Source organism: Avibacterium sp. 21-595, assembly GCF_023611905.1.
GTDB lineage: Bacteria > Pseudomonadota > Gammaproteobacteria > Enterobacterales > Pasteurellaceae > Avibacterium.
Genome location: NZ_CP091455.1, coordinates 2,235,122 through 2,260,489 on the forward strand (window position 1 = coordinate 2,235,122; position 25,368 = coordinate 2,260,489).

Here is a 25,368-nt window from a genome sequence, read left to right on the forward strand (position 1 = left end):
TTTCCTCTCCCTTTTATTTCACAAGTGCGGTGTTATTTTTTCCTGTTTTGTCTCATCGCCTTATGTTAATCAGATGAAATAATGAACATTATTCACAAATATGTACCACGGTATTACTCGCTTCAAGTAATTGGCTGATCGTGTCAGAAGGTGGGGTATCGGTAAATAAATGGCTCAACTCTGATAACGATCCAAGACAAACCATTGCACGGCGATTAAATTTAGAATGATCCGTAGCAAGGATGGTATTACGCGAACTTTCAATAATGGCGCGCTTCACTTGAACTTCGTGGTAATCATAATCTAGCAAGGTACCATCAGCATCAATGGCACTAATGCCTAAAATACCAAAATCTAAGCGAAATTGTTTAATAAAAGCCACTGTCGCTTCACCAATAATCCCGCCATCTTGGCGTAACGATCCGCCTGCCATCGTAATATTAAAACTTTTATTCTGCATCAAAATATAAGCGGCATTGAGGTTATTGGTTACAATGCGTAAATTTTTATGATTTAACAACGCATTTGCTACCGCTTCTGGTGTCGTACCAATATCCATAAATAAAGAAGCACCATTTGGAATAATCTTTGCAACTTCAGCCGCAATTCGTCTTTTTTCTGCTGAAAAAAAATGTTTCCGTTCTACATAATCCGAATTTTCAGAGGTGGATGGCGAAGCTGCGCCTCCGTGATGACGGCTAATTAAATTATTTTCCGCAAGCTCATTTAAATCACGCCGAATGGTTTGTGGACTGACACCTAATAAATTGACCAGATCTTCTGTGCTAAGATAGCCATTTTGTTTCACTAAGGAAATGATTTTTTTATGGCGAAGAGATTGTTTCATTTCTTATTCCTAACTTATGTTGTGTTTATTTTTTAATGCGACTTTTGGGCTAACTAAGCAAGATTTTTAGCCCAGCCAGTATAATGCCTGTAAGAAAACCACTAATATGTGCGCTATTTCCCATCGAAATCCCAATCAATGGGCTAACAAAACCAAAGGCAATACCGACAAGGAGCATAGTAAAAAAGCCTTGCGGTAAATGAAAGAGCGACTGGCGACTCAATTTATCTAATACAAGAACATAACCCAACACCGCATACACGACACCAGATAAGCCAAAAAATGCGGGTCCCGATGCCATATTTTGTGCAAAGCCACTGATAAAGGCGGAAAGCAAATACAATAGAACAAGGGTTGTTGTGCCAAATTTCTGCTCAATTTTCCCTGCAAAAATCCACCACCACACTAAATTAAAGGTGATATGCCAAAGGGAAAGATGCACAAGGCTATGCGTAAAATAGCGCCAAAGTTCTGCTTGTTCCGCATAGCTGTCAGGATAATGTGTTGCTAACAAAATTGGCTGATTAAAACCGAGCAACTGAAAAAGGTAAACGCACAAACAGAGTGCGGTTAAAAAAACGGTGAATTTTTGTTGTTTCCATTGTGAAAATGAAGGTAATTTCCACCGCACTTTATTTTCGTTATCTTGTTCAAGTTTGCCCGTTTCCCAGCTGGCCTGTTGATATTTCTCAGCAAAAGGATGGCGAAGAAATTCATCACGCTCTTGCGCTATTTGGCTTAATTGTGGGCAATCCTCCGCCACATATACAGCAAGCATAATGCCATATTTTGTTTGCTCTTCTTTCACTTCAAGTGGCACTTGATATTTCTGCGCAATATAATCACGAAAGTAAAAGGCAAAATTGCTGATTTCACTACCAAATAAACGTTGCATTTGTTATATTCCTTTCTCCCAAAATATTGAATAAATGATTGCTGAATATGAATAAACAAAAAATGCCTACTGGCTTTAGCCCTTTTACTTGGACGCTTGCCATTTTTTGCCTGCCCATTTTGTTATGGCCTTTGGCGCTACTTATCTCGCCAAATTTATTGAAAAACCCAAGTTTGAGCGATTTACAAATCACGTTGATGTCCATTTTTTTCTGGGTTTACCCGCTCATTTTAGGCATTAGTGCAAGAATACTTTACCTGATTCATCAACGCAATGCACCAAAAGCCAAAGGCTTGCTGTTATTAAGTGCGGTGATTTTTTACGCTATTTTAATCTATATCTGTGTTGTGGGATTCAATGCTTAAATGAGGAAATCGCTCATCGCCTGATTTAAGTTCAGAATAAGATATCTCCGCGATATGCGAAAACAAGTTAATTCACCTTAAAACGGCATTCTATATTCTGCACTGTCTATCTATAAACAAAAATCCAAGTCAATTTTCTACCGCACTTTATCGAAACGATGACTGAATATAAACGAGGCGAACGTTGTTCGCCTACTTGTTATAAAATAATTTCCAGTTTATCGTAAGCACGTTGTACTTTTTGCAACGCTTTCTCGACATTCTCATCACGAGCGAGTAATACTCCCATTCTACGATGCCCTTGCACTTCACCTTTAGCAAATAAACGAAGATCGGTATTAGGTTCAGTTAGCACATTTTCTAATCCCGCAAACTGTACATTTTGCGAATGCCCCTCTACCACAATGGCTTTTGAGGCAGCTGGGCTAATTAAATTTATTTGTGGAATTGGAAGCCCTAAAATTGCACGAGCGTGCAAAGCAAATTCTGATAATTCCTGCGAGATAAGGGTAACCATTCCTGTATCGTGTGGACGAGGCGACACTTCGTTGAAAATGACATCATCGCCCGATACAAACATTTCTACACCAAAAATGCCTCGCCCACCTAGTGCAGTCGTGATTTTTTCTGCAATTTGCTGGGCTTTCGCTAATGCTACTTCAGACATTGTTTGAGGTTGCCAAGATTCACGATAATCGCCCTCTTCTTGACGATGCCCAATAGGGGCAAGGAACGCCGTGCCACCGATATGACGAACCGTAAGCAAGGTAATTTCATAATCAAATTTTACGAACCCTTCAACAATCACACGTCCTGCCCCAGCGCGTCCGCCTTGCTGGGCATAATCCCACGCGGTTTGCAACTGTTCAAGGGATTTCACGATACTTTGTCCGTGTCCAGAAGAAGACATAATCGGTTTTACCACACAAGGCACACCAATTTTTTCCACTGCCCGTTGGAAATCCGCAAAATTATCAACAAACTGATAAGGCGATGTTGGCAACCCTAATTCTTCGGCGGCCAAACGGCGAATGCCTTCACGGTTCATCGTTAAGCGAGTGGCTTTCGCCGTAGGGACAACATTAAACCCAGCTTGCTCTAATTCCATCAAGGTTTCCGTCGCAATCGCCTCTACCTCAGGCACAATATAATCTGGCTGTTCTTTTTCCACTAACGCTTTCAATGCTTCACCATCAAGCATTGAAATGGTATAAGCACGATGAGCAACTTGTTGAGCAGGTGCATTTTCATAACGATCAACGGCAATCACTTCAACGCCCAAACGTTGTAACTCAATCACCACTTCTTTGCCTAATTCACCTGAACCTAACATCATCACTTTCGTTGCATTTGCAGTGAGTGCCGTACCTAATGTTGCCATTGCATTTTCCTTCTTGAATTAACGATTATTGTGTTAAAAGACGTTCATCTAATAATAAATCTTCATTTTTATTTACCCCAACACCACGTTCAAGGATATGTTGTGCAATTTGATGGGCTTCTGGCAAAGAATGTTCAGTGTAAGTACCACATTGATATTCGTTTAATTCAGGAATATTTTTTTGATCTTGCACGTGTAAAATATCATTCATAGAAGCAAGCCAAGCCTGCGCCACTTGTTGCTCGTTTGGCGTGCCGATCAATGACATATAAAATCCCGTACGGCAACCCATTGGCGAAATATCAATAATTTCGACATTTTCACTGTTCAAGTGATCACGCATAAAGCCAGCAAAAAGATGTTCTAAGGTATGAATACCTTTAGGGGGCAAAATCTCTTTATTTGGAAGACAAAAACGTAAATCAAAAATCGTAATGTCATCGCCCTTTGGGGTTCGCATTGTTTTTGCAACACGTACTGCAGGGGCATTCATTTTCGTATGATCAACTTTAAAACTATCGAGTAATGGCATAAGGTTTCCTTTTCTTGAATTAAAATGTAAATTTTTGTAAAAAAAATTCAATATTCTCTGAACTTTTCTGTTATTATTCGGTCTGACAGTATAGCAACTTGCAGTTGTTTTAATAAATTTGATTCCTTAAGTTATTTTTGCCACTCTTTATGAGTGGCTTTTTCTTGCCTAATTTCTGCAATAACCGAGTTATACACGTCAAGCTAGTATAAGCAAAGTACAAAAAGCGAACAACCCAAATTTATTTTTGTAATTTTTTGTAAATTTTCTTCAAGTTATGTTATTATAGCTTTCCACAAAAAATAGCAACTTGCAGTTGTTTAATAAAAATTGGTTCCTTAGGTTATTTGCCACCTTTCAAGGTGGCTTTTTTTTACTTAAATATGGCTAATGAGCAATAACAACATATAGCGAAATAATTTTCCAATCATTATAAATAATAGGGATTTCAACCAGTTAAACTGCAACCAACCTGCCATCGCACAAAAGGCGTCGCCCACAATGGGTAACCAGCTTAATAATAATGTCCAAATGCCATAACGCTGAATTTTGTTTAATGCCCAGCGTTGTTGTCGATTTTTTTGTTCTAGTTTTGGAAGCCCGCGTCCAATCACATACGTGGTCATACCACCTAATGTGTTGCCAAGCACGGCAGCAATAAGCAATTCAACAAGATCAATGGAAAAAATCGTCCCAATAAAAGGTGCGGTCAAAAAAAGGAAAATAATTTCAGAATTGCCGGGTAGCACGGTGGCGCTAAGAAAGGCACTACTAAACATTATCCACAGGCTATTTTGTGATCCCAATAGCCCCTCTCTCAGCCAATCAAGCATAGCCTGCCATATATTTGTGAATGTAATTGAGCCTATCTTGCTCCGTAATTTGGCGTATCACTTTGGCTGGATTGCCTACCACAAGGCTATTGGCGGGAATATCTTTGTTCACCACTGCTCCTGCGCCAATCACCACGTTATCGCCAATCGTTACTCCGCCTAAGATAATGGCATTGCCCCCCACCCATACATTATTGCCAATAGAAATCGGCAGTGCGTGTTCCCAATCTTGATTGCGTAACGCCGCATCAAGAGGATGCCCTACCGTATAAAGGCTCACATTTGGTGCTAGCATCACATTATCCCCAATGGTGATCCCCCCATTATCGAGCATTGTACAATTATAATTAGCAAAAAAATTCGCTCCCACTTCAATAAAGCAACCATAATCACAAAAAAACGGGGCATTAATATGAGGTCCATTTTTACATTTCCCTAAAATCTGCTGAATTAACACCGCTCTTTTTTCTGTTTCCGAAGGGCAAATTTGTGTATTGTATTGAAAAAGTCGCTTTTTATTTTCAAGACGAAGTTGTGCTAATTCAGGATCATTGGGTTTATGTGCCAAGCCCGCGAGCATTTTTTGTTTATCAGATAACATTTAATTACCCTTAATCAATTGATTGATACGCACATCAAAAACGTCCATTCCCGCAGCCAACCCAGCTTGCACGCCAAGATCCGCATCTTCAAATACCACACAACGTTGTGGATTAACCTTGATCAATTCTGCGCAGCGTAAAAATGTATCGGGTTCAGGTTTGTGATTAACCACATCTTCTGCGGTAACCACCGCATCAAAATAAGCATGTAAATCAAATTTATCAAGCAATAAATTGGTCACATTGCGGTGCGATCCCGTTCCCAACGCTAATGGTTTTTGTCCAGCAAATTTTTTCACCACCTGTGCAGCGGGTAATAAGGTGGAATGTTGCATAATTAATTCAATGCCATATTGGCGTTTCAATTGAATCACTTCGTCAAACAACGCCATTGGCATTGCCGCTTCTTTCATCATTTTTTCAGCAATCACTTTTACGGGCGCGCCACCAAGGTCATAAATCATCTGCCCATTCAAAGGATAACCCAAGGTTTCCCCTACTTTATCCCACGCTTTTTTATGACTTGGCATTGTGTCGATAACGGTACCATCCATATCAAAAATGAGCCCATCATAATCAGCCAAAAACGCTAAATCTGTCATTAATCACTCCCTTTTTTAAAATTTTTCGTATTTTGCTACAAATTTGTGATCCCTGCACTGTTTTATTTGAAGAGATTTCGGTAAAGTTAGGCTTAAACAGAATTTATCACAAAAAATTACCGCACTTTCTAACCGAAAAATGATTTCGAGGTGGCAATGAGGCTGCAACAACAATTAACTTTTTTATTACAACGAAAGTTGATCGATGAAGAAATCGTGCAATGGATGCTACATATCCGCGATCATTTGCTCAAGCAATGGCACGTTGATGTCGAAAGTCCACAGGTTTTAATGCTATTCAATCACATTGCAATGGCATTAGGGCGAATAAAACGGGGTTATACTGCAACCCCACTCGCAGCGGATATTTTGGCTGAAATACAAAGTGCGGTTGTTTTTCCACAGATTTTTCAACGCCATTCAGAATTGCTTGCATTACTGCCTATCTCAATTCCTGACAGTGAACAAACGCATTTTATCGCAAATATTTATTCGCTTTCATTAAGCCAACCACAAATTCTAACTAAGGCAGTATGAAAATATATTAGGAGAAGTAAATAAAAAAGGTATTAGATAAGATGGCGCACCCGAAAGGATACCATTAGTTAATTAAATCAAATCATTATATAAATATGGTGCAGTTTTGGATCATATTATAAATTATTAATATAACCGCTTAAAATTACAGCAAATAGATCTAATTTTGCGTTTTATTGCGTTGGTTTGCGTTGGAAGATCTGAAAGAAAGGATCTCAATGCCGTTATTATGCAAAAGGCTTGAACAAGGATCGCAATTTGCGTTGAAATCACTACATTTACTGTGCGGGCGTGGCGAGGATATGACCGCGATTTTTCAGGCGTGGTTTTGTGCTAGAAAATGGGGGAAAATAGGTTTTCGTGCTTGGTGGGATTATGTGGTTTGTTATAATAACAGCGGGCAGTATTATTATATTACAGTAAAAAGAATAGCTATTTTGTGCGGTTAAATCTATTTTTAAGCCTAGGCTTTTATTAAAACTAGGCAATAAAAATCCCGTGCTGAACACGGGAATAGTTGATGAAGTCTTTCGAGTTTATTCAAAAATTATAAGAAATTGCACCGCACTTTATTTGGATTTCACTCGCTTTCTAATAGCTTGTAATCTTCAAAACGAATCACTTCAAGCCCAAGCCAATCGTTGATCTCTTTTAGCCGTTCCTGCAATGGAATGATTTCATTCACAAAAAATACTCTTGTGGCTTTTTCCACATCACCGAAACCGCCTGTATTATTTGGGATAATCCCCATTAATTGCGGTGGCACACGGTGAGCGGCAAGGACATCATCACGACTTGCATTTTTGATATTCATAAATTCATCTTTGGCTACCGCATCAGAAAGGGGGATCACTTGCAGCCCTTCTTTTTTGCCGTTTGGCACATAGATGAATAAATTTTTAAAATTGCCTGTGCCTTTGGTTTGTTTGATTTGATTTTTAATGGCCTCAATGTCATCGCGGGTTTGCGTTGGGTCAGTCATATAAATAATTGATCCTGCGTGCGCCCCATTCAAATAATATTTACGGCGGAACAGCGTGGCACTCTCATTTAAAAACGCCGATTGCAAACTCGCCAGATATTCAGGTGTACCATAAACTTCCTGATTAATATCAGGGTTAATCAGGCAGAAGACCGAATCTTTGGCGAACTCATATTCTTCATAGCCATTCACAATTTGGAAAAATTGCCCATCTTGCACGCCATTGCGCATATATTTTGCTAATGGAGCTTTTAAGCTCACCACCTTACCAAAAGCATTTTTCACTTTTTCGAGATAAGCATAACCAAACACCAAATAATCTTGCACCAGTTTTTCCAATTGCGTGCGGGGCAAAAGTGCGGTGGTTTTACAGGTGGAAAGCAAGATATTCTTTTTCACCGTGATCGCACTTTGATGATGCGGCGACGCATTTAAGGCTTTGGCTAAATAGCTTGGGTTAATGGGTGGCTGATAATATTTGTCATACATCAACACCGCTTCAAAATAATTCAGAATTTCAGCCCTGTCTAACACAGGGATAGGCTCACCAAAACTAAATGCTTGGGTTTTGCTATTGTTAAGTGCGGTCATTTTTTTGCGAGATTTTTTCATAAATTATCCTAGTCAAAAGTAAAAATAGTGGATTGTTGGCTGCCAATATCACCGCCCGAACCATAAGGCACATTTAAAATGCAGTTCATAATCGCCCAAGAAATATCGCCGTGGCTAGCTTCTTCCGAACGGTCAGAAACGTAGGTAATTTTGCCGGTGCTAGTGGTGCGTTTTTTGATGGTCATAAAACTAGTGAGAATATCCACGCCATCAAATTTCAAGCGGCGTTTTTGGATTAAGTTTTGCGTTTTCAGAATCATTTCATTTTTAATATCAGGGTTATAAGTCAGCCCTGTTGCCATAGGGTAAAACTTCAGCACTTCTTGATACACACCTGACCCCATTCCCGTTTTATCAATCACAATGTGGGTAACATTATAATCATCACAAAACTGGGCAATGCGTTTGGCTTGTGCTTCGTAATCCATACCGTGAAAGGTTTGATGATGTAGCACCCGATAATCGCCACCTTCCACGCGTGGCGGTGCGACAATCGCCAATGCCGCGCGGTCGCCTGTATAAGCAGGGTCATAACCTAGCCACACTTCGCGATTACCAAATGGACGATTCCAACTAGGTACAAAATCGTGCCATTCTTCAAGGCTATCCACTTGGCAAAGTTGCAAGTCAGCTGCCTTAAATGCACTGGTGCTATCATCAGCAAATTGGCATAAAAAAAGTTGTTCAAATTCTTCCTTTGAGTTCTCGGCTAACAAATCTTCAATGTTAAAGAGATTACAACCGCCCTCTAAGGCATCATAAATCGTTACGATTTGTTTCCACTGGCGATCACCGCATAATTTCCCACCTCGCAAACTCGTGTGGGAAATATCAATGTCCACTTTTTCGCCTTTGGCACGGTTACGGTTAAACGCCTTGCCCGAAAAAAACGCATAGGCAGGGTGGGCAATGGTTGTTGGCGTGGAAAAATAGGTTTGGCGATAGAATTTCTGCGCCGCCATACCCGATGCCACTTTGCGCATCACATCAAATTTCGGCACCCAGAAAATCTCATCGAAGTATAAATTGCCGTGATAAGATTGGGCGGTTGCCGAGTTTGTCCCTAAAAAGATTAATTCTGCACCATTTGGCAATTTAATGGTTTCGCCTTTCAGTTCCACGTCCGCTTTTTGCTTGGCGTAATTCACGATATAAGATCGAAACTGCAAGGCTTGCTTTTTACTGGCAGACAGAAAAATTTGATTATGCCCCGTGGTTAAAGCATCCACTAAGGCTTCGTGGGCGAAGTAATAGGTTGCTCCAATCTGACGGCTTTTTAAAATATTGCGGATGCGGTGCTTTTTCGCATCGTGCCAAACGCGCTGATAAGCAAACATTTCTTCCAAAAAGCCATTAATAAGCAATTCTTCTTGTTCTTGGTTAATGGCATTTTGTTCAGGTTTCTTGCGTTCGCTTTTATAACGGTTTTTCAGTTTCGGGTTTAAATCCGTTTCATTGCCTTCGCCAAAGGAATAGCGTTTCACCCTTGCTGCATCTTTCATTTGGCGCATTAAAAAATCTAACTCTTTCAAGTCAGATCCTGTTTTCACATCTTTTCGTAGCAACAATAAATAGCGAGTTTCAATGCCAAGTTCCACACGGCTGATAGATGCCATTTCGTCCCATTTCTCACGTTCTTTCCAGCTCGAAATGGTCGATGTGGGAATATTCAATTGGCGAGAGATTTCCGCAATTTTATAACCGCCAAAATACATCACCTGCGCTTGGCGTTTGTTGTCCACTTCTAAAGGGGCTAAGTCTATTTGCTCTGTTTGTTCTTGTTCGCTCATCACTTAATAAAATTTGATTTTGAATGACCGCATAATAGAAACCCCATTGCGCACCGTCTCGCCTTTGTGCGTGTTAATAAGATATTCACATACGCAACCCATAGACCGCAAAAATAAAACCTTACAGAATGTTGGCAATTTGAACACCACACCGAAACCGAAAGGACACACTATGTCGAAAAAATCAAAATGGGTTGTGATTGCCACCGAAGGGGCAACCACAGACGGCCGCGAAATCCAGCGTAACTGGATTGAAGAAATGGCAGAAAGCTATGATCCAAAGAACACTTATGGCGCAAGAATTAATCTTGACCACATCAAATTTAATACCTATTGGAAAGATGTGCCGAACTCACAATGCTTTGGTGATGTGTTAGCACTCAAAGCAGAAGAACGTGAAGATGGTAAATTGCAATTACTCGCTCAATTAAAACCGACTGATGCCTTGATTGAACTCAATCGCGAAGGGCAAAAAGTTTATACATCTGTGGAAATCGACACCAATTTTGCTGACACAGGCAAAGCCTATTTAGTGGGATTAGCAGTAACAGATAACCCAGCAAGCCTTGGCACAGAAATGTTATCCTTTTCTCATAACGGCTTAAACAGTCGCAAACTCAAAGCAGATAATCTATTTACCGCAGCCATTGAAACGGCTTTAGCGTTTGAAGAAATCAGCGAAAAACCGAATTTTACGGTATTTGAAAAAATCAAAGCCTTATTTGCCAAAAAAGAAAGCAATGATGAACAACGCTTTGCCGATTTGCAAAAAGCCCTTGAGTTACTCGCCGATCAAACCAAAGAAACGCAAGAAAAACTCACCGCACTTGAAAGCGATTTGCAACAAAATCAAGCCCAGCTCACCGAAGTGCAGAATGAAAATCAGCACATTAAAGCACAATTTGCCGAGCTGGAAAGTAAACCTGCTCAACATTACACCGCACGCCCACGCATTGCGGGTGAAAAAACTCACGAACACTTAACAGATTGCTAAGGAACTTTTATGCGTAACGAAACCAAACAGAAATTTAATGCCTATGTTGCACGCATCGCCGAGCTTAACGGCGTAACCGTCGATGACGTAAAAGAAAAATTTACCGTTACCCCAAGCGTAGAACAAAAACTTGTCGAAAAAGTGTTGCTTAGCTCACAATTTTTACAATGGATTAATGTGGTGCGTGATCCACTAATGGAAGCGGAATTAGTCGGTTTAGATGTTGCCGCTGCCATTGCTAGCACTACAGATACCAACAACAAAGAACGCGAAACAAAAGATATTTCCTCAATGTCTGGTCGCCGTTATAAGTGCGAACAAGTCAATTTTGACACCCATATCCCTTGGATCAAGTTAGACCAATGGGCAAAACACCCTGATTTCCAACAAAAATTAGCCAGCCTAACCCAGCGCACTATTGCCTTAAATCTCATTATGATGGGCTTTAATGGCACAAGCCGCAGCGAAACCTCTAATTTATCGTCAAACCCGAAATTGCAAGACGTGAAAAAAGGCTGGTTGCAACAGTTACGTGAAGATAAACCCGCTCACGTAATGAACGGTGCAAGCACCGAAAACAAAATCAAAGTGGGGAAAGGACAAAGCAAGAACAATGGCTATGAAAACATTGATGCCTTGGTAATGGACGCAGTGAACACTTTAATTGATGAAGTTTATGCTGATGACACCGATTTAGTGGTTATTTGCGGTCGCGAAATTCTCAACGATAAATACTTCAATATGGTAAACACCGATTTGAAACCAAGTGAGGATTTAGCCAGCCAAGTGATTATTTCACAAAAACAAATTGGTGGTTTAAAAGCCATTCGTGTGCCGTTCTTCCCTGCGAAATCTATCTTGATTACCCGCCTTGATAATCTTTCTTTGTATATTCAAGAAGGGGCAATGCGTCGCTTTGTGATTAATAACCCAAGACGAAACCGTATTGAAGATTTTCTTTCGCAGAATATTGATTACAAAATCGAAGAATACGGCTGCGCAGCATTGATTGAAAACATCACCTTTGAGGATAAAGAAGAATAATGGCTGAAAGATTGTCGCCCGCACAACGCCACTTAATGGAAGTTTCCGCCGCTGTTGCCCACGCGGCGGAACAGGAAGATTTAAGCCAATACAGCGAATATGAAAAACTCTGTCGCCTATTGGCTCGTCATAAGAAAAATCTGAAAGAACTGCAATCTAACGAGCGTAAAGCGGCATATAAAAAAGAGATTTTGCCAAACTATTTACCGTGGATTGAAGGGGCATTGTCCGCTGGCACAGGAAAACAAGATAACGTGTTGATGACGTGGTTAGTCTGGGCGATCGACTGCAACGAATATCACCTTGCATTACAAATTGCCCATTATGCCGTGTTCCACGATTTGCGCCTGCCCGAGCCATTCACCCGCACGCTTGGCACATTGCTTGCGGAAGAATTTGCCGACAAAGCCAAAGCTGCAATGGCAATTAATCAGCCTTTTGAAGTGGCTTATTTAGAGCAAGTGCAAAATCTCACCGCCAATCTTGATATGCCCGATGAAAGCAGAGCAAGATTATTGCGCGAATTAGGATTATTGCTTGCCGAAAGCCAACCAGAACAAGCCCTTACTTATCTGGAAAAAGCACTAAGCCTAAATCAACACATCGGCGTAAAAGGCGAAATCAAAAAATTAAGAAAACACCTTGATTTAACCGCTCAAGAACAGGGTGAAACCGAATAATGCCCCGTGTAAATCGCCCGAATGTGTGGCAATTTTTAGGAAAATTTTGCTTGTTTGAGCGTAGCGAGTTCAAAATTTTCCGTTAAGAAAATTGACACTAAAAGAGGAAAAGCGATTTAGTCGGGGTGTGTTCTTTGGTTCTTTCTTGCACAAGCAAGAAAGAACATAACCCGAGCATATCACGCCACGGCGGGGCGGATTAAAAGTGCGGTCAAAAAAATCATCGAATTTTACCACCGCACTTCATTAATCCCCACCCCGCATTTTTTAAGGATAACACAATGTCAGACGGCACAATCTCCATAAAACTTGCCCACGATTACGCAATGCCTGCCGTGCAACGCCAAGTGGAAAAAGTGGGTAGCGAAGACAGCATCAGCAATGATGGCTTTTTCCCCGATTTATCACTGGCAGATTTCCGCAATCAAGCCCGTGTAGATGGCACAGTAACCACCGCACGGCTGCAGGATGCGGTGATTGAAGCAATGGCAAGTGTCAATCAAGAACTGGCAAGCCTTAAACCACAAGATAGCGACAGCACGTTTTATGATATTGCTTGCCCACAAATCAACGGCGAAAGCCTAATGGTTTACCGCTACCGCCGAGCTGTAACCTGCTTAGCACTGGCTAACCTCTATGAGCGTTACACCAGCTACGACACCACAAACGACGGCGAGAAAAAAGCCGAATTGCTCAATGAAAGCATTGACGAGTTACGCCGTGATGCCCGCTTTGCCATTAGCGATATGCTAAAAGTGCGAAGAATAAATGTGGAGCTGATTTAATGAAAGTCTATGCACAACAAAATGACAACCTTGATGCGATTTTATACCGCTATTTTGGCGATCCAACGGGATTATTAGAAATTACCTGTGAACTCAATCCACATCTAATGCACCTGCCTATTTTACCATTGGGGGCAGAGGTGATTTTGCCCGATCCCGACACAGAAAAAATCAGCGTTGCACAAGATAGCGTGCAACTTTGGAGCTAATAATGCACGACACCACAACAAAAGTTTCATACACAGGGGCAGGGTTTACATTCTTTATGGGGCGAATTGCCGATATGTTTAGCAATATTAATTGGGCAGATGCTGCCTCAATGGTGGGGATTGTAATAGGGATCGCCACCTTTGCCGTTAATTGGTATTACAAGAAAAAAGATTTTGAATTAAAAAAACAAGAATTAGAGGGACGAGCCAATGCAAAGAAAAATTACTAAATGGGCGTGTTCTGTTGTTGCTGTGGTTGCCCTCACCGTGGCATTACACGGCAAAGAAATTCGCACCTCACAAGCAGGCTTATTACTGATTGGCAATGCCGAAGGTTGCCAACAAAAAACCTATCAATGCCCTGCAGATGTCTTAACCGTAGGCATTGGCACAACCAACGCCATAGAACCGATTAAACGCAACAAGGTTTACAGCTTGCCTGAAATCGCCAGTTTATACGCCAAAGGCATCAAACAAGCGGAAAAATGTGTGATCACCTATGCCAACGGCAATGCAATGCCGCAAGGCGCATTTGATGCCTTGGTATCCATCACTTTTAACATTGGTTGCGCTAAGCTCAAAAATAGCACCTTGTTCAAAATGGCGCGCCTTGGGTATAGCAAAGCAATGTGCGACCAATTCCCACGTTGGATTTATGTTAACGGAAAAGTGCTAAAAGGCTTAGTTGATCGCCGCAACAAGGAGCGTGCCAGATGTTTAATTTCTTAACATTGAAAGAAAAAGGACTGTTATTGATTGGCCCGATCATATTAGTGCTAATTATCCTCTTTCAGGGCTGGCAAGCCACGCATTGGCACGAACAAGCCATCAAAGAAAGTCAGCTCAAAACCCAATGGCAACAGGCATACCAAGCCCTAAACCAAGATGTAAAAAAATTTACCGAACAACAAAACAGGCTAATTGCGGAACTAAGCCAGCAAAAAGCGCAATACAAGCAACAAAATGAGGAACTGACTAATGCACTTAACCAACACCAAAATTGGGCTAATCAGCCTTTGCCTGCTGATGTGCAACGCCTGCTCAACCCAAACCGTGCCACAACCACGCCCGATACTTTGCCCACAAAGCAATGAGTGCGGTAGTTTTTCCGCCCAGATTCGCACAAATGGCGAATTGGCGAAAGCCTATGTGCAGACACAACAGCATTTAGCCTTGTGCCTCACCGAAAACCAAGCCTTGAAACGCTGCATCACCGACTTTAATCAACAGGATAAACAATGACAGATAACCTAGACCGCGCACAACAGCTTGAACAAATGCAACGCGAAATCGCATTAAAAAAGCACCGCACTTTTAAAGGCGTGAGTGCCTTATATTGCCAAGATTGCGATGAGCCAATCCCCGAAAAACGCCGACAACTCATTCAAGGCGTTCAGCGGTGTGTGGATTGCCAACAACGTATGGAATTTAATCAAAGAAACGTGAAAAAATGAAAAAAACAGCTATTTTCCTAGCAATTGCAACTGCCTTACCTTGTTTCGCGGATACTTATACTGTGAAATTTAGAGATGGTGTCTTTGGAAGATATTCCAATTATCCTGATGGAAGAATTGTTGAAGTTTGTATTCATCAAGTTGGTTATTTGATGACAGATAACGGACATCTTATTGTTGCAGTTGATAAAAACAATCGCCCACTTGTTTGTGAGACATCTAATGAAAAAACCAAACCAACTGCGGACCGTCCTTGAAAAAAGCTATCCTGATTTTGTTGCTAATCCCGACAGATTACAGCTTTTTGTCGATAACGGGCGCATTATTGCCACAGGCGGAAACAGCTTAAGTTTTGAATATCGCTACACCCTTGACATTATCGCAACCGATTTTGCCGATGATCTTGCACGCCTTATTGTGCCGATTGAGGCCTATCTCAAAACTAACCAGCCAGAACTGTTTGAAAACCCACAACGGCGTGAAGAAGCCTTTAAATTTGAGGTGGATTACAACAATAACAACACCTTAGATGTCGCCTTTAAAATCCAGCTCACAGAACGGGTGGTCGCCAAGAAAACCAGTGAAAACGAACTGAATTTAGAATATGCCCCAGAGCCACAATGTGAAGATAATTCAGCAATGGAGCAATGGCAAGTTTACTTGAAAAAACAGTTGATTTTTGAGGGGAAAACGCTGAATGGCAACAATTGACGAAGTCAACACAAGGCTTAATGCCCTGATTAATAACCTTAAGCCCCAAGCTCGCCGAGTCTTGGCACGCAACATTGGGCAACAGTTACGCAAAAGCCAAGCCAAACGCATACAGACACAGAAAAACCCTGACGGCACAGCCTTTGAACCACGCAAACCACAAAAACAGCTACGCAAAAAGAAAGGCAGAATCAAACGCAAAGCAATGTTTGCCAAACTCCGCACTACAAAACACCTGCGTTTTCGTGCGGAAGCCAACGCAATCAACATCGGTTTTAACGGTGGTTCAGCAGCCATTGCCAACATACACCAACAAGGCTTAAAAGCCCGAGTGCGGAAAGACAGAGATTACAAAGTGCAATATGCCCAGCGCGAATTGCTGGGCTTTAGTGATGAAGATAAGGAATTAATTGAGGGGTTGGTTATTGAGCAGTTGGGTTCTGTTTAAATAACGCAAGAATCAATTCAAGCATTATTTCCTCCTAGTATTTATAAAACCATTTTTACCCCAAATTGCTTCAACAAGGGTAGGAATAATAAGTAAAGATAACAACGCTTGCCATAAAGAATCATTAATAAAATGATAATAAATAAATGGTGTCGCAAGCGTTAAAGGTGAACATAACGCGTGAATTTTATCTCGTTTATTGGTTGCTAACTCATACTGATCTTTCACCGAAATAATACCTGTATAGGCAACAGCAAGTGGCACGCCAATCACGAATGCAATAACTAATAATATAGCCAAAAAAGCAATAAAAAATCCAATCATATAACACTCCTTAGTGTGCCTTATTTTTGGATCAAAAAAATCACATTGTCAATAAAAATTGAGGTTGAGAATGAATAAATTACAAATACAAGTGCTATTAAGTGCGGTAGATAAAATGACTGCACCATTACGAACAGTTGAAAGCAAAACAAAAAAACTCTCCCAAGCCCTAAGTGAGAACAAAGAAAAGCTCAAAGCCTTAGAAAAGGTGCAAAATCAAATGGGCAGTTTTGGGCGAATGAAATCTAATATAGAGCAAAGCGCACAAAGCATTCAAAAATATGCGTCAAAAATTGATACGCTAAAAGAAAAACACGAAACCCTGAAACTAACCAGAGATAAGTTAATTGTATCTATCAAAGATCATAAGCGAAAAGTTGATACCTTACTATCAAGACAAAAAGCATTAGCTGCATCAAATCAAGCAAATAGCTCTAAATATGCTGAACTTACTGCACAAATTAACCGTGCTAATTTTTCCATTTACACAATGGAAAATAATTTACAACAAAATAAACGTGCATTAAGTGATAATAAGAAAAGCCTTACTGCAGAAAAAGCCGCACTGAAAGCCAGTCGCCACGAAAAAGCCAAACAGCTTGTGGAATTACGCCGTTTACGCCAAAAACTCAAAGAAAGTGGCATTGATGTAAAACGTTTTGGTACCAATGAAATTATTACTAAAAATAAAATCAGAGAGGCAACAAAAGAGATTGAAAAGCAACAGAAAGCATTGGAACGATTGAATAGAACAAAGCAAAATAATGAACGTTATAAAAAACAGGTTCAATCTTTAAAAAATGGTAGTGATAGATTAGCCAATTTAGGGCAAAAATCAATGGTAACAGGGGCAGCGGGAATAGGATTACTCGCTAAACCAACTGCTGAATTTGCAGCCGCCGAGAAAGCAGCAATCAATTTAAAAGTCGCAATGATGGATAAAGATGGAAAAGTTTCAAAAGATTATGAAAAAATCAACCAACTTGCGACAAATTTAGGTAATAAGTTACCGGGTACTACAGCTGATTTTAAAGAGTTGATGACAATGCTTATCCGTCAAGGTATGAGTACAGAGGCTATTTTAGGTGGAACAGGTGAAGCCGCCGCCTACCTTTCTGTTCAATTAGGAATGGCTCCCGCAGCTGCTGCTGAATTTGCGGCAAAAATGCAAGATGCCACAAGAACAACAGAAGCTAATATGATGGATTTAATGGATATTATTCAAAAAGGTTTCTATGCTGGTGTGGACCCAACAAATATGCTAGGAGCATATAAAAATTTAGGCAGTGCAATGGATCTCATCAAAATGAAAGGCATTGAGGGAGCAAAAGCCTTTGCGCCTTTTGTTGCAATGTTTGATCAGGCAGGAATGGACGGTTCTTCCCAAGGCAATGCGATGCGTAAAGTCTTACAGAAAAGTATGGATACGCAAAAAATCCAAAAAGCATTGAAAGATCTAAAAGGTGATAAATTACTGCCTAAAAACTTTAAGCTCAATTTTACAAATGGAAAGGGAGAGTTCGGCGGTTTTGACAATTTATTTAAGCAGTTAGATAAACTAAAAGGATTAAATTCAGCAGCAAGATTAGCGGTAATAAAAGAAATTTTTGGCGATGATGCAGAAGTAAACCAAGTTTTATCTGTCTTAATTGAAAAAGGCAAAGCAGGCTATGAAGAATTTGCAGAAAAAATGGAACGCCAAGCGGCATTACGCAAACGAGTTGATGAACAATTAGCAAGCCTAGCGAATATTTGGGACGCAGCATCAGGAACATTCACGAATTTATTAGTTGAAATTGGCACAACATATGCCCCACAACTTAAAGCTCTTGCAGAACAATTTGGGCAACTTTCAGAACAGTTAATTAACTGGGTAAAAGCAAATCCTGAATTAGTGGGGAGTATTGCAAAATGGATTGCTATTTGTGGGGCTGCAATGGTAGTCATTGGCGGCTTATCAACCGTATTTAGTTACACATTATATCCTATTGCAAGACTAGGGTTATTTTTATGGAAAGTGGTTCCAGCAATAATCAATGTCGCTAAGCTATTAGGGGGGAAGCTGGTATCTGCTATTACGATAGTTGGAAAAAGTTTATTTTTAATGGGTAGATTTTTGCTAGCTAATCCTATTTTTCTTGTGATTGGATTAATCGCGGGAGCAGCCTATTTGATCTATAAAAACTGGGAGCCAATTTCAAACTTTTTCAAAGAAATTTGGGACGATGTAGAACATATTTTTGACGATGTAAAAAAAAGGTTTACTAATCTGCCAGCTGAATTTTCACAGTTTGGTACGAATATGATTGAGTCATTGAAAAAAGGCATTGAAGATAAATTTAAAGCCGTTACCAATTTCATTAAAGAAAAAATTGATTGGATCAAAGAAAAATTAGGTTTTTCAACAGAAGCAGAAACCAAAATCACCGAAGTTAAAGAAAAAACAGAAAAAGCAATGTCCAAAGCAATGAGCCAAAATAACATAGCGGGGCAGTTGTATATGGCGGGTTCTGGTATAGAACCAGAACAACAAAAAGTACCCAATAAAAATAGTTGGTCAGGCGGCTACGCAGGTAACGGTGGCAAATACCAACCCAAAGGCATTTTTCATGGCGGTGAATATATTATGACCAAAGAAGCCACATCACGCCTTGGCGTGCCGTTGCTTAATGCCTTAAACTACGGCAAAAACGCAATGCTTGCTGCAGGGCTTGGTGTAAGTGTCGCCACCGCCCAACCAATTAAGGTGGATAACCGACCACCGCTAACTGCCAAACCACAAACTACCCAAATGGCAAGCCAACCAATGCAAGTAACCATAAACATCAACGCCCAACAAGGGCAAAGTGCGGTGGATATTGGCAAAGAAGTGGAAAAAGCCTTACAGCGTATAGAACAACAAAAACAAGCACGTGCAAGAAGTGCATATCGAGATAGAGAGTAAGGGTGAAAGGCCTTCTATTTTTCATTTGACATTGTACAGGGTACAAGATACTATCTGTTCATAGGAGATAATATGAATACAGATAAATTTATTACCTTTATCGAAACTCCAATTTTTGAGGAAGATAGAAAAGCCTTACTTTCTGATGAGGAATATCAAGCATTTCAAACTTATATGCTAGATAACTTTCATTTAGGTGATGTAATTCAGCATACTGGTGGCTGTCAAAAAATCAGGTGGAAACTATCAAGTAATAACAAAGGTAAAAGTGGCGGTGTAAGAATTATTTATTATTCACTCACAACCAAGGGGAAGTTATATTTATTGATGATGTATCCAAAGAGTGAGAAAGATAATATGAATGCCGCAGAAAAAGCGATTTTAAAATCAATCGTTGATCAACTAAAAGGAGATTAAAAATGGATAAAAAATTATTTGATCGTCTAGTCAAAAGTGCTGAACAAATGGTTGCGATTGAAAAAGGGGAAATGCAACCCACTCCTAATGCTGTAACCCAATTCCGTATTCCTGATGTGAAAAAAATCCGTGCCAACACCCATTTAAAACAAAATGAATTTGCGGATTTATTAGGCGTTAGCACAGCGTTAGTACAATCTTGGGAAACCGCCCGCCGTGTGCCGAATGGTCCAGCACTAAAATTACTTAATATCCTTGAAAGCCAACCACAAATTTTAGAAACATTAAGAGCGGTTTAATTTCATCAAAAAAGCAAGCCTCGCTTGCTTTTTTGTTATCCCCAAATCCACACCGCAAACCACTACCCAATCTCTAGCAAATCCCCAACAATAGCCCTATTTAATCCATCAATAATAGTGCTATGTCCGCAGAAAATAATCGCAGAATTGAAAACCTGATTCGATATGGCGTGATTGCCGAAGTGGATTGTGCCACCCGCCGCGCACGTGTGCAATCAGGCGAAATCTTAACAGATTGGTTGCCTTGGAGTTCTGTCAATAACTGTACGGAACAAAAAATAGACAATTTAACGTTATTTTTAAATGCTCGTCAAAATGATGTGGAAATCGTGCAAAAAGCACTCAAACCAATCTGTTTACCACTTAATGATCGGCAGTTAGCTTATTTATTGAAAGGAAATTTATTGGTACTAAACCATAAACAATCGGTGAGATTTATTAATAACAAGGTAGAAATTATCCCAAACCAAGAACCCGTGCCGTTTATGGGCGATGCCGGGGAGTGGTTTGTGCAGTGAGGCTAAAAATGAAAAAATTACCCCCAAAAAAAGAAAAAGAAATCATTAGGCTTTTTTGTGATATGCGTTTGTCTTTGGACACAGTTGATGATGTTGGAAGAGAAACTTATGAATTTTTATGTAGTTTGATAGCAGATTATGATGATGTTAATGAAGAATTAAAATTTTCTTGTGGGAGCGATGAAGATATTGATTTTGATTCATTTATTGATTCAGTTGAAGATTCAATACGATGGAATAAATACGCATTAAGCCTTTTAAAAGAATTAAAACAAAAGAAATTACCGTTAAAACAATGCATTGAACTTTATAATGGTGGGGGAAAATAATATGGAAAATATTTCAAACGAACAACTACACCAAGAGCTACAAGCCTTACGAACCTTAGTAGCTAGCACAATGATTGATGAAAAAAGCACCTTAGTTTGGACGGCGCAGGATATTGCGGACTATTTTCAATTTAGCTATGAGCATACTAAAAGAGCGGTGATTGCAGATCCTGATTTCCCCAATGCCATTGAATTGCAAAAACGCACTGGGGGAAAAGCAGCCAATCGTTGGCTGGCAGGTGATGTGATTGCCTTTGCCCGCAAGCGGGCAAGAAATCGGCGTTAGTCTAACAAATGTGCTACTTTTTTCATATCGGGGGCATAGTAGGTATTTTGTAGTATGCTTAAATCTCTATGCCCTGATATTTTAGCTAAGGTCATCACATCAACTTTTTCTGCCAACCTTGTTAATGCCTCGCGACGGGTGTCGTGAAAATGCAAATCTTCTAGCATCATTCTATTTTTCAGCTTGCGAAATAGGGCATCAAGCAACGATGATGTAAGTTGGAAAACACTTTCACCCTCTTTTATTTTCTCTAATAATTTTAATATTTTGATCGCTTGGGTTGATAATGGGACATCTCTGGGCCAGCCATTTTTAGTTTTGGGTAAATGGGCAATGCGGTCTTCAAAATGGATATGTTCCCACGTTAAATTCACAATTTCCCCTGCACGCATTGCAGTTTCAATAGCAAATAAAATCACTGCGCCCACCCTTGCTGTGGCAGTGGTAGGCAATTCATCAAAAGAAAACCCCGAGCTGTAAATTAGTGCATCAATTTCCTCTTGGCTATAACGTCTTGTGCGAGGCTTAGGCGTTGCAGGTTTCTTTACCCCTTTCAACGGATTATTTTTTAACAATTTCCATTCGGTTATCGCCGTGTTAAAAATATGGCTAATTACTGCCCATTCTATTAATACCGTCGCTGATGATACGGTTTTCAAGCGTTCATCTCGCCATCGCTGAAAATCTTCTTCTTTTAGCTCTTTGAGGGATTTTTTTGCTATGGGCAATTCTAAAAAGCGATATAACAAGAGTGTTTCTTTTCTTGCACTGCGTTTTTTTAATGTAACTTCTCGCAAATAACGTTCAACCACATCGCTAAAAGGGATATCGACAATTTCACTGTATGAGCCTGTTTCAATTTCGATTTCTGTTCTATTCGCCCAGGCGACAGCTTCCGCTTTTGTGCGGAATGACTTTGATTTAACAACGCCTTTTTTTCTGACTTGCGCTCGCCAAGTCGCATTTCTTTTTGTGAATGTTGCCATAACTTAAATATCCAGTCTGGTGCAATAATTGGTGCAATGATGGTGCATTTTTGGTGCAAATAAATGTTACAACAGATCAAAACCGATCACAATCAAGCCAAAAATAGAGCATAGAAAATTAAGAAAAACCAGAAAAATACGTTATTTTTCAAGCAAATATCATATTAGATCAAGAAAAAATAGATTTTTATATTAAGATGAATTTAGTAGAATGGCGCACCCGAAAGGATTCGAACCTTTGACCGCTCGGTTCGTAGCCGAGTACTCTATCCAGCTGAGCTACGGGTGCGTATTTGAGTTATACTAACCAATCATTTAATCATTTTAATTTTGCTGTAGAGCTCAACAAAATGGCGCACCCGAGAGGATTCGAACCTCTGACCGCTCGGTTCGTAGCCGAGTACTCTATCCAGCTGAGCTACGGGTGCCCTGAGTAAATGGCGGTGAGAGAGGGATTCGAACCCTCGATAGAGTTTCCCCTATACACCCTTAGCAGGGGTGCGCCTTCAGCCTCTCGGCCATCTCACCGCAATCGGTTTGTGGGCGGTATAATACGGATTGCCTCAGCATAAGTCAAACGATTTTTTGCAAATAATTATTTGTTTGAATGATTTATCTACAACAAGGAATAAATATCAACTAGCCTTTCAAAATCGCGCGTAGATTCGCAAGGTTTTTCTTTGTTTGGTTCTGTTTTTCTTCTGTTGTCATTACTGGTTTGTCTTTTTCCCATTGCACATCATCTGGCGGCAATTCATCTAAAAAGCGGCTTGGCATCGGTTTAAAAACTTCGCCAAATTGTCGCCGCTCTTTGCACAAGGAAAAGGTCAGCGTTTGTTGCGCGCGTGTAATCCCTACATAGGCTAAGCGTCGTTCTTCTTCCACATTGTCTTCATCAATGCTGGTTTGGTGTGGCAGGATATTTTCTTCCATTCCCACTAAAAACACGTGAGGAAATTCCAGCCCTTTTGAGGCGTGTAATGTCATCAATTGCACTTGATCACTTTCATCATCTTCTTCTCCACGCTCTAACATATCACGCAAGGTTAGGCGGGCGACCACTTGATTGAGCGTCATTGGCTCATTAAATTCATCGCCTTTGAGCATTTCTGCTACCCATTGGAATAAGGTCGCCACATTTTTACTTTGTACTTCAGCCATTCTTGGTGAAGTGGCCGTTTCGTAAAGATATTCTTCATAATGCAATTGGCTTAACATTCGGCGAATGGCATCTTCTGGTTCAGCGCGTAAAATGTCATCATTAAGCTCAACAATCCAACGCGCAAAATTTTGCAACGCATCATAAGCTTTTGGCGTAACGCGTTGAATTAATTCAAAATCAAAAATGGCTTCAAATAAACTGATATGTTTTTCTGATGCCAATGATCCCAATTTTTCAAGGGTTGCCGTACCAATTTCTCGCTTTGGCGTATTGATAATACGTAGCAATGCGGCATCATCATCTTGGTTCACCAAAACGCGCAAATATGCCATCATATCTTTAATTTCAGCCCTTGAGAAAAAAGACGTACCGCCAGAAATCTTGTAAGGAATACGATTTTGCATAAGTACCTTTTCAAATAAACGGGATTGATGATTTCCCCGATACAAAATGGCATAATCACGGTATTTGGTTTTACGCATAAAACGGTGTGTAATCAGCTCTCCCACCACCCGTTCTGCCTCATTTTCCTCATTTTTAGCCTCGATCACTTGTAATTTTTCCCCTTCACCCAAGGTAGAAAATAATTTTTTATCAAAAACGTGATCGTTGTTGGCAATCAAAATATTGGCACAATGCAAAATTCGCCCTGTAGAACGATAATTTTGCTCAAGTTTAATCACTTCTAACTGTGGGAAATCATTTTTTAGGCGAGCCATATTTTGCGGTTTTGCACCACGCCAAGAATAAATAGATTGATCGTCATCGCCTACTACGGTAAATCTCGCAGCCTCCCCCACCAACAATTTGATTAATTCATACTGGCTCGTATTGGTATCCTGATATTCATCTACTAGCAAATAGCGAATTTTTGCCTGCCATTTTGACCGCACTTCTGCATTTTCACGTAACAGCAAAGTAGGCTGCATAATTAAATCATCAAAATCTAAGGCATTATAAGCACGCAACTGAGTGGCATAGCGTTGATAGCATTGGGCGAATGTTTGTTCTTGGGGATCCCCTGCCATTGCAAAGGCTTGGGCTGGCAAAATAAGATCATTTTTCCAACGGGCAATACGCGTAATCAACGCTTTCAATAAATCTTTATCTTGTTGTAGAAGATCTTGGGTTAATTCCTTTAATAACGCCATTTGATCCGAATCATCAAATAAAGTGATCGAAGATTTTAGCCCTAAATGCTTATATTCTCGCTTTACAATCTCAAAACCAAGGGTATGGAAGGTAGAAATCGTCAAACCGCGACTTTGCGCTTTGCCAATAGAATGCGCCACCCGTTCTTTCATCTCTCGTGCCGCTTTATTAGTAAAGGTTACCGCCGCAATTTGCTTCGCGGAATAACCACAATTTGCGATTAAATACGCAATTTTATTGATGATAACTCGCGTTTTCCCCGAACCAGCGCCCGCTAAAACCAAGCAAGGTCCAGAGACATAATGAACGGCTTGTTGTTGTTGTACATTTAATTTCATTTGGCTTCTTCCGCCCACGCATAGGGCAATAATGCGGTGTCTAATAAAAAAGATAAAGGCAAATCTAAAATTGGCAGTCCCCATTTTTGAGCCATCTGCCAATCATATTTTGTACCCGCATAGCTTTCATAAGGTTTACTTGGATCAACCAACTTCACCACCGTGCCACAACCCGAAAGTAAACAAAGTGCGGTAGGAATTATTACTATTTTTTTCATACTAAATGAGACAAAAAATTTCGGACATTATAAAAAATAGAAAGTAAGAAATAAAACGGGAATTGCCAAGATAGCTACATAATGTGTGATTT

The 25,368-nt window shown here is 40.2% G+C and carries 34 protein-coding genes, 3 tRNA genes and 1 pseudogene; 22 read left to right on the plus strand and 16 right to left on the minus strand.

Translation table 11 applies throughout. The annotated features are described in order from the left end of the window. Positions 1–88 precede the first annotated feature (88 nt). Positions 89–847 (minus strand): DeoR/GlpR family transcriptional regulator, encoded by a 759-nt coding sequence (locus L4F92_RS10325; protein ID WP_250351496.1) that lies wholly within the window; start codon positions 845–847, stop codon positions 89–91. Positions 848–896: 49 nt separating this feature from the next. Next, on the minus strand, positions 897–1,742 hold the full coding sequence (locus L4F92_RS10330) for a rhomboid family intramembrane serine protease (RefSeq protein ID WP_250363656.1): 846 nt from the start codon (positions 1,740–1,742) through the stop codon (positions 897–899). Between the two features lie 47 nt (positions 1,743–1,789). Here L4F92_RS10330 and L4F92_RS10335 point away from each other — a divergent pair, with 47 nt between their 5' ends. Next, a complete protein-coding gene (locus L4F92_RS10335; RefSeq protein WP_250363657.1) occupies positions 1,790–2,107 on the plus strand; it encodes a DUF5389 domain-containing protein in 318 nt (105 codons plus the stop codon). A 199-nt stretch (positions 2,108–2,306) separates the two neighbouring features. Here L4F92_RS10335 and purT read toward each other — a convergent pair whose 3' ends face one another. From purT to L4F92_RS10360, 5 genes are all read right to left on the minus strand, one after another. Then, the gene (gene purT, locus L4F92_RS10340; protein ID WP_250363658.1) at positions 2,307–3,488 is read right to left on the minus strand and encodes a formate-dependent phosphoribosylglycinamide formyltransferase; all 1,182 of its coding nucleotides are present in this window, start codon (positions 3,486–3,488) and stop codon (positions 2,307–2,309) included. 25 nt (positions 3,489–3,513) lie between these two features. Then, on the minus strand, positions 3,514–4,020 hold the full coding sequence (luxS, locus tag L4F92_RS10345) for an S-ribosylhomocysteine lyase (protein ID WP_250363659.1): 507 nt from the start codon (positions 4,018–4,020) through the stop codon (positions 3,514–3,516). A gap of 377 nt (positions 4,021–4,397) precedes the next feature. Further along, positions 4,398–4,853, minus strand: a complete 456-nt coding sequence (locus L4F92_RS10350; protein ID WP_250363660.1) for a YqaA family protein — start codon at positions 4,851–4,853, stop codon at positions 4,398–4,400. Beyond that, entirely contained in the window at positions 4,846–5,454 is a 609-nt protein-coding gene (locus L4F92_RS10355; protein WP_250363661.1) for a sugar O-acetyltransferase, read from the minus strand. The genes L4F92_RS10350 and L4F92_RS10355 overlap by 8 nt, the downstream gene beginning before the upstream one ends. After that, positions 5,455–6,057 carry a beta-phosphoglucomutase family hydrolase gene (locus L4F92_RS10360; RefSeq protein WP_250363662.1) on the minus strand — a complete coding sequence of 201 codons (603 nt, stop codon included), beginning with the start codon at positions 6,055–6,057 and terminating at the stop codon, positions 5,455–5,457. It abuts the gene before it with no gap. Between the two features lie 156 nt (positions 6,058–6,213). On the opposite strand from L4F92_RS10360, the gene L4F92_RS10365 reads away from it, so the two are divergent. Together L4F92_RS10365 and L4F92_RS10370 are read left to right on the plus strand one after the other, a co-directional pair. Next, entirely contained in the window at positions 6,214–6,594 is a 381-nt protein-coding gene (locus tag L4F92_RS10365) for a hypothetical protein (protein ID WP_250363663.1), read from the plus strand. 218 nt (positions 6,595–6,812) lie between these two features. Next, on the plus strand, positions 6,813–7,043 hold the full coding sequence (locus L4F92_RS10370) for a hypothetical protein (protein ID WP_250363664.1): 231 nt from the start codon (positions 6,813–6,815) through the stop codon (positions 7,041–7,043). Positions 7,044–7,174: 131 nt separating this feature from the next. Here L4F92_RS10370 and L4F92_RS10375 read toward each other — a convergent pair whose 3' ends face one another. Both L4F92_RS10375 and L4F92_RS10380 read right to left on the minus strand, forming a co-directional pair. Further along, entirely contained in the window at positions 7,175–8,188 is a 1,014-nt protein-coding gene (locus tag L4F92_RS10375; protein ID WP_250363665.1) for a phage portal protein, read from the minus strand. An 8-nt stretch (positions 8,189–8,196) separates the two neighbouring features. Then, complete coding sequence (locus L4F92_RS10380; protein WP_250363666.1) at positions 8,197–9,978, minus strand: terminase large subunit domain-containing protein; 1,782 nt, start codon at positions 9,976–9,978, stop codon at positions 8,197–8,199. Positions 9,979–10,150: 172 nt separating this feature from the next. Here L4F92_RS10380 and L4F92_RS10385 point away from each other — a divergent pair, with 172 nt between their 5' ends. From L4F92_RS10385 to L4F92_RS10445, 13 genes are all read left to right on the plus strand, one after another. After that, positions 10,151–10,972 carry a GPO family capsid scaffolding protein gene (locus L4F92_RS10385; protein ID WP_250363667.1) on the plus strand — a complete coding sequence of 274 codons (822 nt, stop codon included), beginning with the start codon at positions 10,151–10,153 and terminating at the stop codon, positions 10,970–10,972. Positions 10,973–10,981: 9 nt separating this feature from the next. Next, positions 10,982–12,016, plus strand: coding sequence for a phage major capsid protein, P2 family (locus tag L4F92_RS10390; RefSeq protein ID WP_250363668.1), 1,035 nt, complete (start codon positions 10,982–10,984; stop codon positions 12,014–12,016). Between the two features lie 11 nt (positions 12,017–12,027). Next, the gene (gene gpM, locus L4F92_RS10395; RefSeq protein ID WP_250364600.1) at positions 12,028–12,696 is read left to right on the plus strand and encodes a phage terminase small subunit; all 669 of its coding nucleotides are present in this window, start codon (positions 12,028–12,030) and stop codon (positions 12,694–12,696) included. Positions 12,697–12,977: 281 nt separating this feature from the next. Further along, a complete protein-coding gene (locus tag L4F92_RS10400) occupies positions 12,978–13,481 on the plus strand; it encodes a head completion/stabilization protein (protein WP_250363669.1) in 504 nt (167 codons plus the stop codon). Next, the gene (locus tag L4F92_RS10405; RefSeq protein WP_250363670.1) at positions 13,481–13,690 is read left to right on the plus strand and encodes a tail protein X; all 210 of its coding nucleotides are present in this window, start codon (positions 13,481–13,483) and stop codon (positions 13,688–13,690) included. The genes L4F92_RS10400 and L4F92_RS10405 overlap by 1 nt, the downstream gene beginning before the upstream one ends. A gap of 2 nt (positions 13,691–13,692) precedes the next feature. Then, complete coding sequence (locus L4F92_RS10410) at positions 13,693–13,920, plus strand: phage holin (protein WP_250363671.1); 228 nt, start codon at positions 13,693–13,695, stop codon at positions 13,918–13,920. Next, on the plus strand, positions 13,901–14,419 hold the full coding sequence (locus L4F92_RS10415; RefSeq protein WP_250363672.1) for a lysozyme: 519 nt from the start codon (positions 13,901–13,903) through the stop codon (positions 14,417–14,419). Before L4F92_RS10410 ends, L4F92_RS10415 begins: the two co-directional genes overlap by 20 nt. Further along, entirely contained in the window at positions 14,404–14,784 is a 381-nt protein-coding gene (locus tag L4F92_RS10420; RefSeq protein WP_250363673.1) for a tetratricopeptide repeat protein, read from the plus strand. Before L4F92_RS10415 ends, L4F92_RS10420 begins: the two co-directional genes overlap by 16 nt. Further along, positions 14,717–14,932 carry an Rz1-like lysis system protein LysC gene (gene lysC, locus L4F92_RS10425; RefSeq protein WP_250363674.1) on the plus strand — a complete coding sequence of 72 codons (216 nt, stop codon included), beginning with the start codon at positions 14,717–14,719 and terminating at the stop codon, positions 14,930–14,932. The genes L4F92_RS10420 and lysC overlap by 68 nt, the downstream gene beginning before the upstream one ends. After that, the gene (locus tag L4F92_RS10430; protein ID WP_250363675.1) at positions 14,929–15,144 is read left to right on the plus strand and encodes a TraR/DksA family transcriptional regulator; all 216 of its coding nucleotides are present in this window, start codon (positions 14,929–14,931) and stop codon (positions 15,142–15,144) included. Before lysC ends, L4F92_RS10430 begins: the two co-directional genes overlap by 4 nt. Next, positions 15,141–15,401: a hypothetical protein gene (locus tag L4F92_RS10435; protein ID WP_250363676.1), complete on the plus strand. Its 261-nt coding sequence runs from the start codon at positions 15,141–15,143 to the stop codon at positions 15,399–15,401. Before L4F92_RS10430 ends, L4F92_RS10435 begins: the two co-directional genes overlap by 4 nt. Further along, the gene (locus tag L4F92_RS10440; RefSeq protein WP_250363677.1) at positions 15,367–15,855 is read left to right on the plus strand and encodes a phage tail protein; all 489 of its coding nucleotides are present in this window, start codon (positions 15,367–15,369) and stop codon (positions 15,853–15,855) included. The genes L4F92_RS10435 and L4F92_RS10440 overlap by 35 nt, the downstream gene beginning before the upstream one ends. Continuing rightward, positions 15,842–16,303: a phage virion morphogenesis protein gene (locus L4F92_RS10445; RefSeq protein ID WP_250363678.1), complete on the plus strand. Its 462-nt coding sequence runs from the start codon at positions 15,842–15,844 to the stop codon at positions 16,301–16,303. Before L4F92_RS10440 ends, L4F92_RS10445 begins: the two co-directional genes overlap by 14 nt. A gap of 24 nt (positions 16,304–16,327) precedes the next feature. On the opposite strand, the gene L4F92_RS10450 is transcribed toward L4F92_RS10445, so the two are convergent. Continuing rightward, positions 16,328–16,627 (minus strand): hypothetical protein, encoded by a 300-nt coding sequence (locus L4F92_RS10450; protein WP_250363679.1) that lies wholly within the window; start codon positions 16,625–16,627, stop codon positions 16,328–16,330. A 70-nt stretch (positions 16,628–16,697) separates the two neighbouring features. Here L4F92_RS10450 and L4F92_RS10455 point away from each other — a divergent pair, with 70 nt between their 5' ends. The 6 genes and pseudogenes from L4F92_RS10455 to L4F92_RS10480 all read left to right on the plus strand — a co-directional run bounded on the left by L4F92_RS10455 (position 16,698) and on the right by L4F92_RS10480 (position 21,420). Next, a complete protein-coding gene (locus tag L4F92_RS10455) occupies positions 16,698–19,571 on the plus strand; it encodes a phage tail tape measure protein (RefSeq protein ID WP_250363680.1) in 2,874 nt (957 codons plus the stop codon). A gap of 72 nt (positions 19,572–19,643) precedes the next feature. Continuing rightward, a complete protein-coding gene (locus tag L4F92_RS10460; RefSeq protein ID WP_250363681.1) occupies positions 19,644–19,988 on the plus strand; it encodes a type II toxin-antitoxin system RelE/ParE family toxin in 345 nt (114 codons plus the stop codon). Positions 19,989–19,990: 2 nt separating this feature from the next. After that, positions 19,991–20,287: a NadS family protein gene (gene nadS / locus L4F92_RS10465; protein ID WP_250363682.1), complete on the plus strand. Its 297-nt coding sequence runs from the start codon at positions 19,991–19,993 to the stop codon at positions 20,285–20,287. A 122-nt stretch (positions 20,288–20,409) separates the two neighbouring features. Continuing rightward, positions 20,410–20,535 (plus strand): annotated as a pseudogene (locus tag L4F92_RS10470) (phage baseplate assembly protein V); the annotation flags it as partial. Positions 20,536–20,813: 278 nt separating this feature from the next. After that, positions 20,814–21,134, plus strand: coding sequence for a hypothetical protein (locus tag L4F92_RS10475; RefSeq protein WP_250363683.1), 321 nt, complete (start codon positions 20,814–20,816; stop codon positions 21,132–21,134). 1 nt (position 21,135) lies between these two features. Then, a complete protein-coding gene (locus L4F92_RS10480) occupies positions 21,136–21,420 on the plus strand; it encodes a hypothetical protein (RefSeq protein WP_194750163.1) in 285 nt (94 codons plus the stop codon). On the opposite strand, the gene L4F92_RS10485 is transcribed toward L4F92_RS10480, so the two are convergent. The 6 genes from L4F92_RS10485 to L4F92_RS10510 form a co-directional block, all read right to left on the minus strand. Continuing rightward, positions 21,417–22,406, minus strand: coding sequence for a tyrosine-type recombinase/integrase (locus tag L4F92_RS10485; protein WP_250363684.1), 990 nt, complete (start codon positions 22,404–22,406; stop codon positions 21,417–21,419). The genes L4F92_RS10480 and L4F92_RS10485 overlap by 4 nt on opposite strands. A 212-nt stretch (positions 22,407–22,618) precedes the next feature. Next, positions 22,619–22,695, minus strand: a tRNA-Arg gene (locus L4F92_RS10490). Positions 22,696–22,757: 62 nt separating this feature from the next. Continuing rightward, positions 22,758–22,834: transfer RNA gene (locus L4F92_RS10495), tRNA-Arg, on the minus strand. Between the two features lie 10 nt (positions 22,835–22,844). Continuing rightward, a tRNA-Ser gene (locus L4F92_RS10500) sits at positions 22,845–22,934 on the minus strand. Between the two features lie 111 nt (positions 22,935–23,045). Next, the gene (rep, locus tag L4F92_RS10505; RefSeq protein ID WP_326938219.1) at positions 23,046–25,058 is read right to left on the minus strand and encodes a DNA helicase Rep; all 2,013 of its coding nucleotides are present in this window, start codon (positions 25,056–25,058) and stop codon (positions 23,046–23,048) included. Next, positions 25,055–25,276, minus strand: coding sequence for a YceK/YidQ family lipoprotein (locus L4F92_RS10510; protein WP_250351486.1), 222 nt, complete (start codon positions 25,274–25,276; stop codon positions 25,055–25,057). The genes rep and L4F92_RS10510 overlap by 4 nt, the downstream gene beginning before the upstream one ends. Positions 25,277–25,368: the final 92 nt, after the last annotated feature.

What these genes read in the sequence shown, in the direction of transcription:
- L4F92_RS10325 (WP_250351496.1), bottom strand. Translation starts at nt 847, where the DNA reads ATGAAACAATCTCTTCGCCATAAAAAAATCATTTCCTTAGTGAAACAA.
- L4F92_RS10330 (WP_250363656.1), bottom strand. Translation starts at nt 1,742, where the DNA reads ATGCAACGTTTATTTGGTAGTGAAATCAGCAATTTTGCCTTTTACTTT.
- L4F92_RS10335 (WP_250363657.1), top strand. Translation starts at nt 1,790, where the DNA reads ATGAATAAACAAAAAATGCCTACTGGCTTTAGCCCTTTTACTTGGACG.
- purT (WP_250363658.1), bottom strand. Translation starts at nt 3,488, where the DNA reads ATGGCAACATTAGGTACGGCACTCACTGCAAATGCAACGAAAGTGATG.
- luxS (WP_250363659.1), bottom strand. Translation starts at nt 4,020, where the DNA reads ATGCCATTACTCGATAGTTTTAAAGTTGATCATACGAAAATGAATGCC.
- L4F92_RS10350 (WP_250363660.1), bottom strand. Translation starts at nt 4,853, where the DNA reads ATGCTTGATTGGCTGAGAGAGGGGCTATTGGGATCACAAAATAGCCTG.
- L4F92_RS10355 (WP_250363661.1), bottom strand. Translation starts at nt 5,454, where the DNA reads ATGTTATCTGATAAACAAAAAATGCTCGCGGGCTTGGCACATAAACCC.
- L4F92_RS10360 (WP_250363662.1), bottom strand. Translation starts at nt 6,057, where the DNA reads ATGACAGATTTAGCGTTTTTGGCTGATTATGATGGGCTCATTTTTGAT.
- L4F92_RS10365 (WP_250363663.1), top strand. Translation starts at nt 6,214, where the DNA reads ATGAGGCTGCAACAACAATTAACTTTTTTATTACAACGAAAGTTGATC.
- L4F92_RS10370 (WP_250363664.1), top strand. Translation starts at nt 6,813, where the DNA reads ATGCCGTTATTATGCAAAAGGCTTGAACAAGGATCGCAATTTGCGTTG.
- L4F92_RS10375 (WP_250363665.1), bottom strand. Translation starts at nt 8,188, where the DNA reads ATGAAAAAATCTCGCAAAAAAATGACCGCACTTAACAATAGCAAAACC.
- L4F92_RS10380 (WP_250363666.1), bottom strand. Translation starts at nt 9,978, where the DNA reads ATGAGCGAACAAGAACAAACAGAGCAAATAGACTTAGCCCCTTTAGAA.
- L4F92_RS10385 (WP_250363667.1), top strand. Translation starts at nt 10,151, where the DNA reads ATGTCGAAAAAATCAAAATGGGTTGTGATTGCCACCGAAGGGGCAACC.
- L4F92_RS10390 (WP_250363668.1), top strand. Translation starts at nt 10,982, where the DNA reads ATGCGTAACGAAACCAAACAGAAATTTAATGCCTATGTTGCACGCATC.
- L4F92_RS10400 (WP_250363669.1), top strand. Translation starts at nt 12,978, where the DNA reads ATGTCAGACGGCACAATCTCCATAAAACTTGCCCACGATTACGCAATG.
- L4F92_RS10405 (WP_250363670.1), top strand. Translation starts at nt 13,481, where the DNA reads ATGAAAGTCTATGCACAACAAAATGACAACCTTGATGCGATTTTATAC.
- L4F92_RS10410 (WP_250363671.1), top strand. Translation starts at nt 13,693, where the DNA reads ATGCACGACACCACAACAAAAGTTTCATACACAGGGGCAGGGTTTACA.
- L4F92_RS10415 (WP_250363672.1), top strand. Translation starts at nt 13,901, where the DNA reads ATGCAAAGAAAAATTACTAAATGGGCGTGTTCTGTTGTTGCTGTGGTT.
- L4F92_RS10420 (WP_250363673.1), top strand. Translation starts at nt 14,404, where the DNA reads ATGTTTAATTTCTTAACATTGAAAGAAAAAGGACTGTTATTGATTGGC.
- lysC (WP_250363674.1), top strand. Translation starts at nt 14,717, where the DNA reads ATGTGCAACGCCTGCTCAACCCAAACCGTGCCACAACCACGCCCGATA.
- L4F92_RS10430 (WP_250363675.1), top strand. Translation starts at nt 14,929, where the DNA reads ATGACAGATAACCTAGACCGCGCACAACAGCTTGAACAAATGCAACGC.
- L4F92_RS10435 (WP_250363676.1), top strand. Translation starts at nt 15,141, where the DNA reads ATGAAAAAAACAGCTATTTTCCTAGCAATTGCAACTGCCTTACCTTGT.
- L4F92_RS10440 (WP_250363677.1), top strand. Translation starts at nt 15,367, where the DNA reads ATGAAAAAACCAAACCAACTGCGGACCGTCCTTGAAAAAAGCTATCCT.
- L4F92_RS10445 (WP_250363678.1), top strand. Translation starts at nt 15,842, where the DNA reads ATGGCAACAATTGACGAAGTCAACACAAGGCTTAATGCCCTGATTAAT.
- L4F92_RS10450 (WP_250363679.1), bottom strand. Translation starts at nt 16,627, where the DNA reads ATGATTGGATTTTTTATTGCTTTTTTGGCTATATTATTAGTTATTGCA.
- L4F92_RS10455 (WP_250363680.1), top strand. Translation starts at nt 16,698, where the DNA reads ATGAATAAATTACAAATACAAGTGCTATTAAGTGCGGTAGATAAAATG.
- L4F92_RS10460 (WP_250363681.1), top strand. Translation starts at nt 19,644, where the DNA reads ATGAATACAGATAAATTTATTACCTTTATCGAAACTCCAATTTTTGAG.
- nadS (WP_250363682.1), top strand. Translation starts at nt 19,991, where the DNA reads ATGGATAAAAAATTATTTGATCGTCTAGTCAAAAGTGCTGAACAAATG.
- L4F92_RS10475 (WP_250363683.1), top strand. Translation starts at nt 20,814, where the DNA reads ATGAAAAAATTACCCCCAAAAAAAGAAAAAGAAATCATTAGGCTTTTT.
- L4F92_RS10480 (WP_194750163.1), top strand. Translation starts at nt 21,136, where the DNA reads ATGGAAAATATTTCAAACGAACAACTACACCAAGAGCTACAAGCCTTA.
- L4F92_RS10485 (WP_250363684.1), bottom strand. Translation starts at nt 22,406, where the DNA reads ATGGCAACATTCACAAAAAGAAATGCGACTTGGCGAGCGCAAGTCAGA.
- rep (WP_326938219.1), bottom strand. Translation starts at nt 25,058, where the DNA reads ATGAAATTAAATGTACAACAACAACAAGCCGTTCATTATGTCTCTGGA.
- L4F92_RS10510 (WP_250351486.1), bottom strand. Translation starts at nt 25,276, where the DNA reads ATGAAAAAAATAGTAATAATTCCTACCGCACTTTGTTTACTTTCGGGT.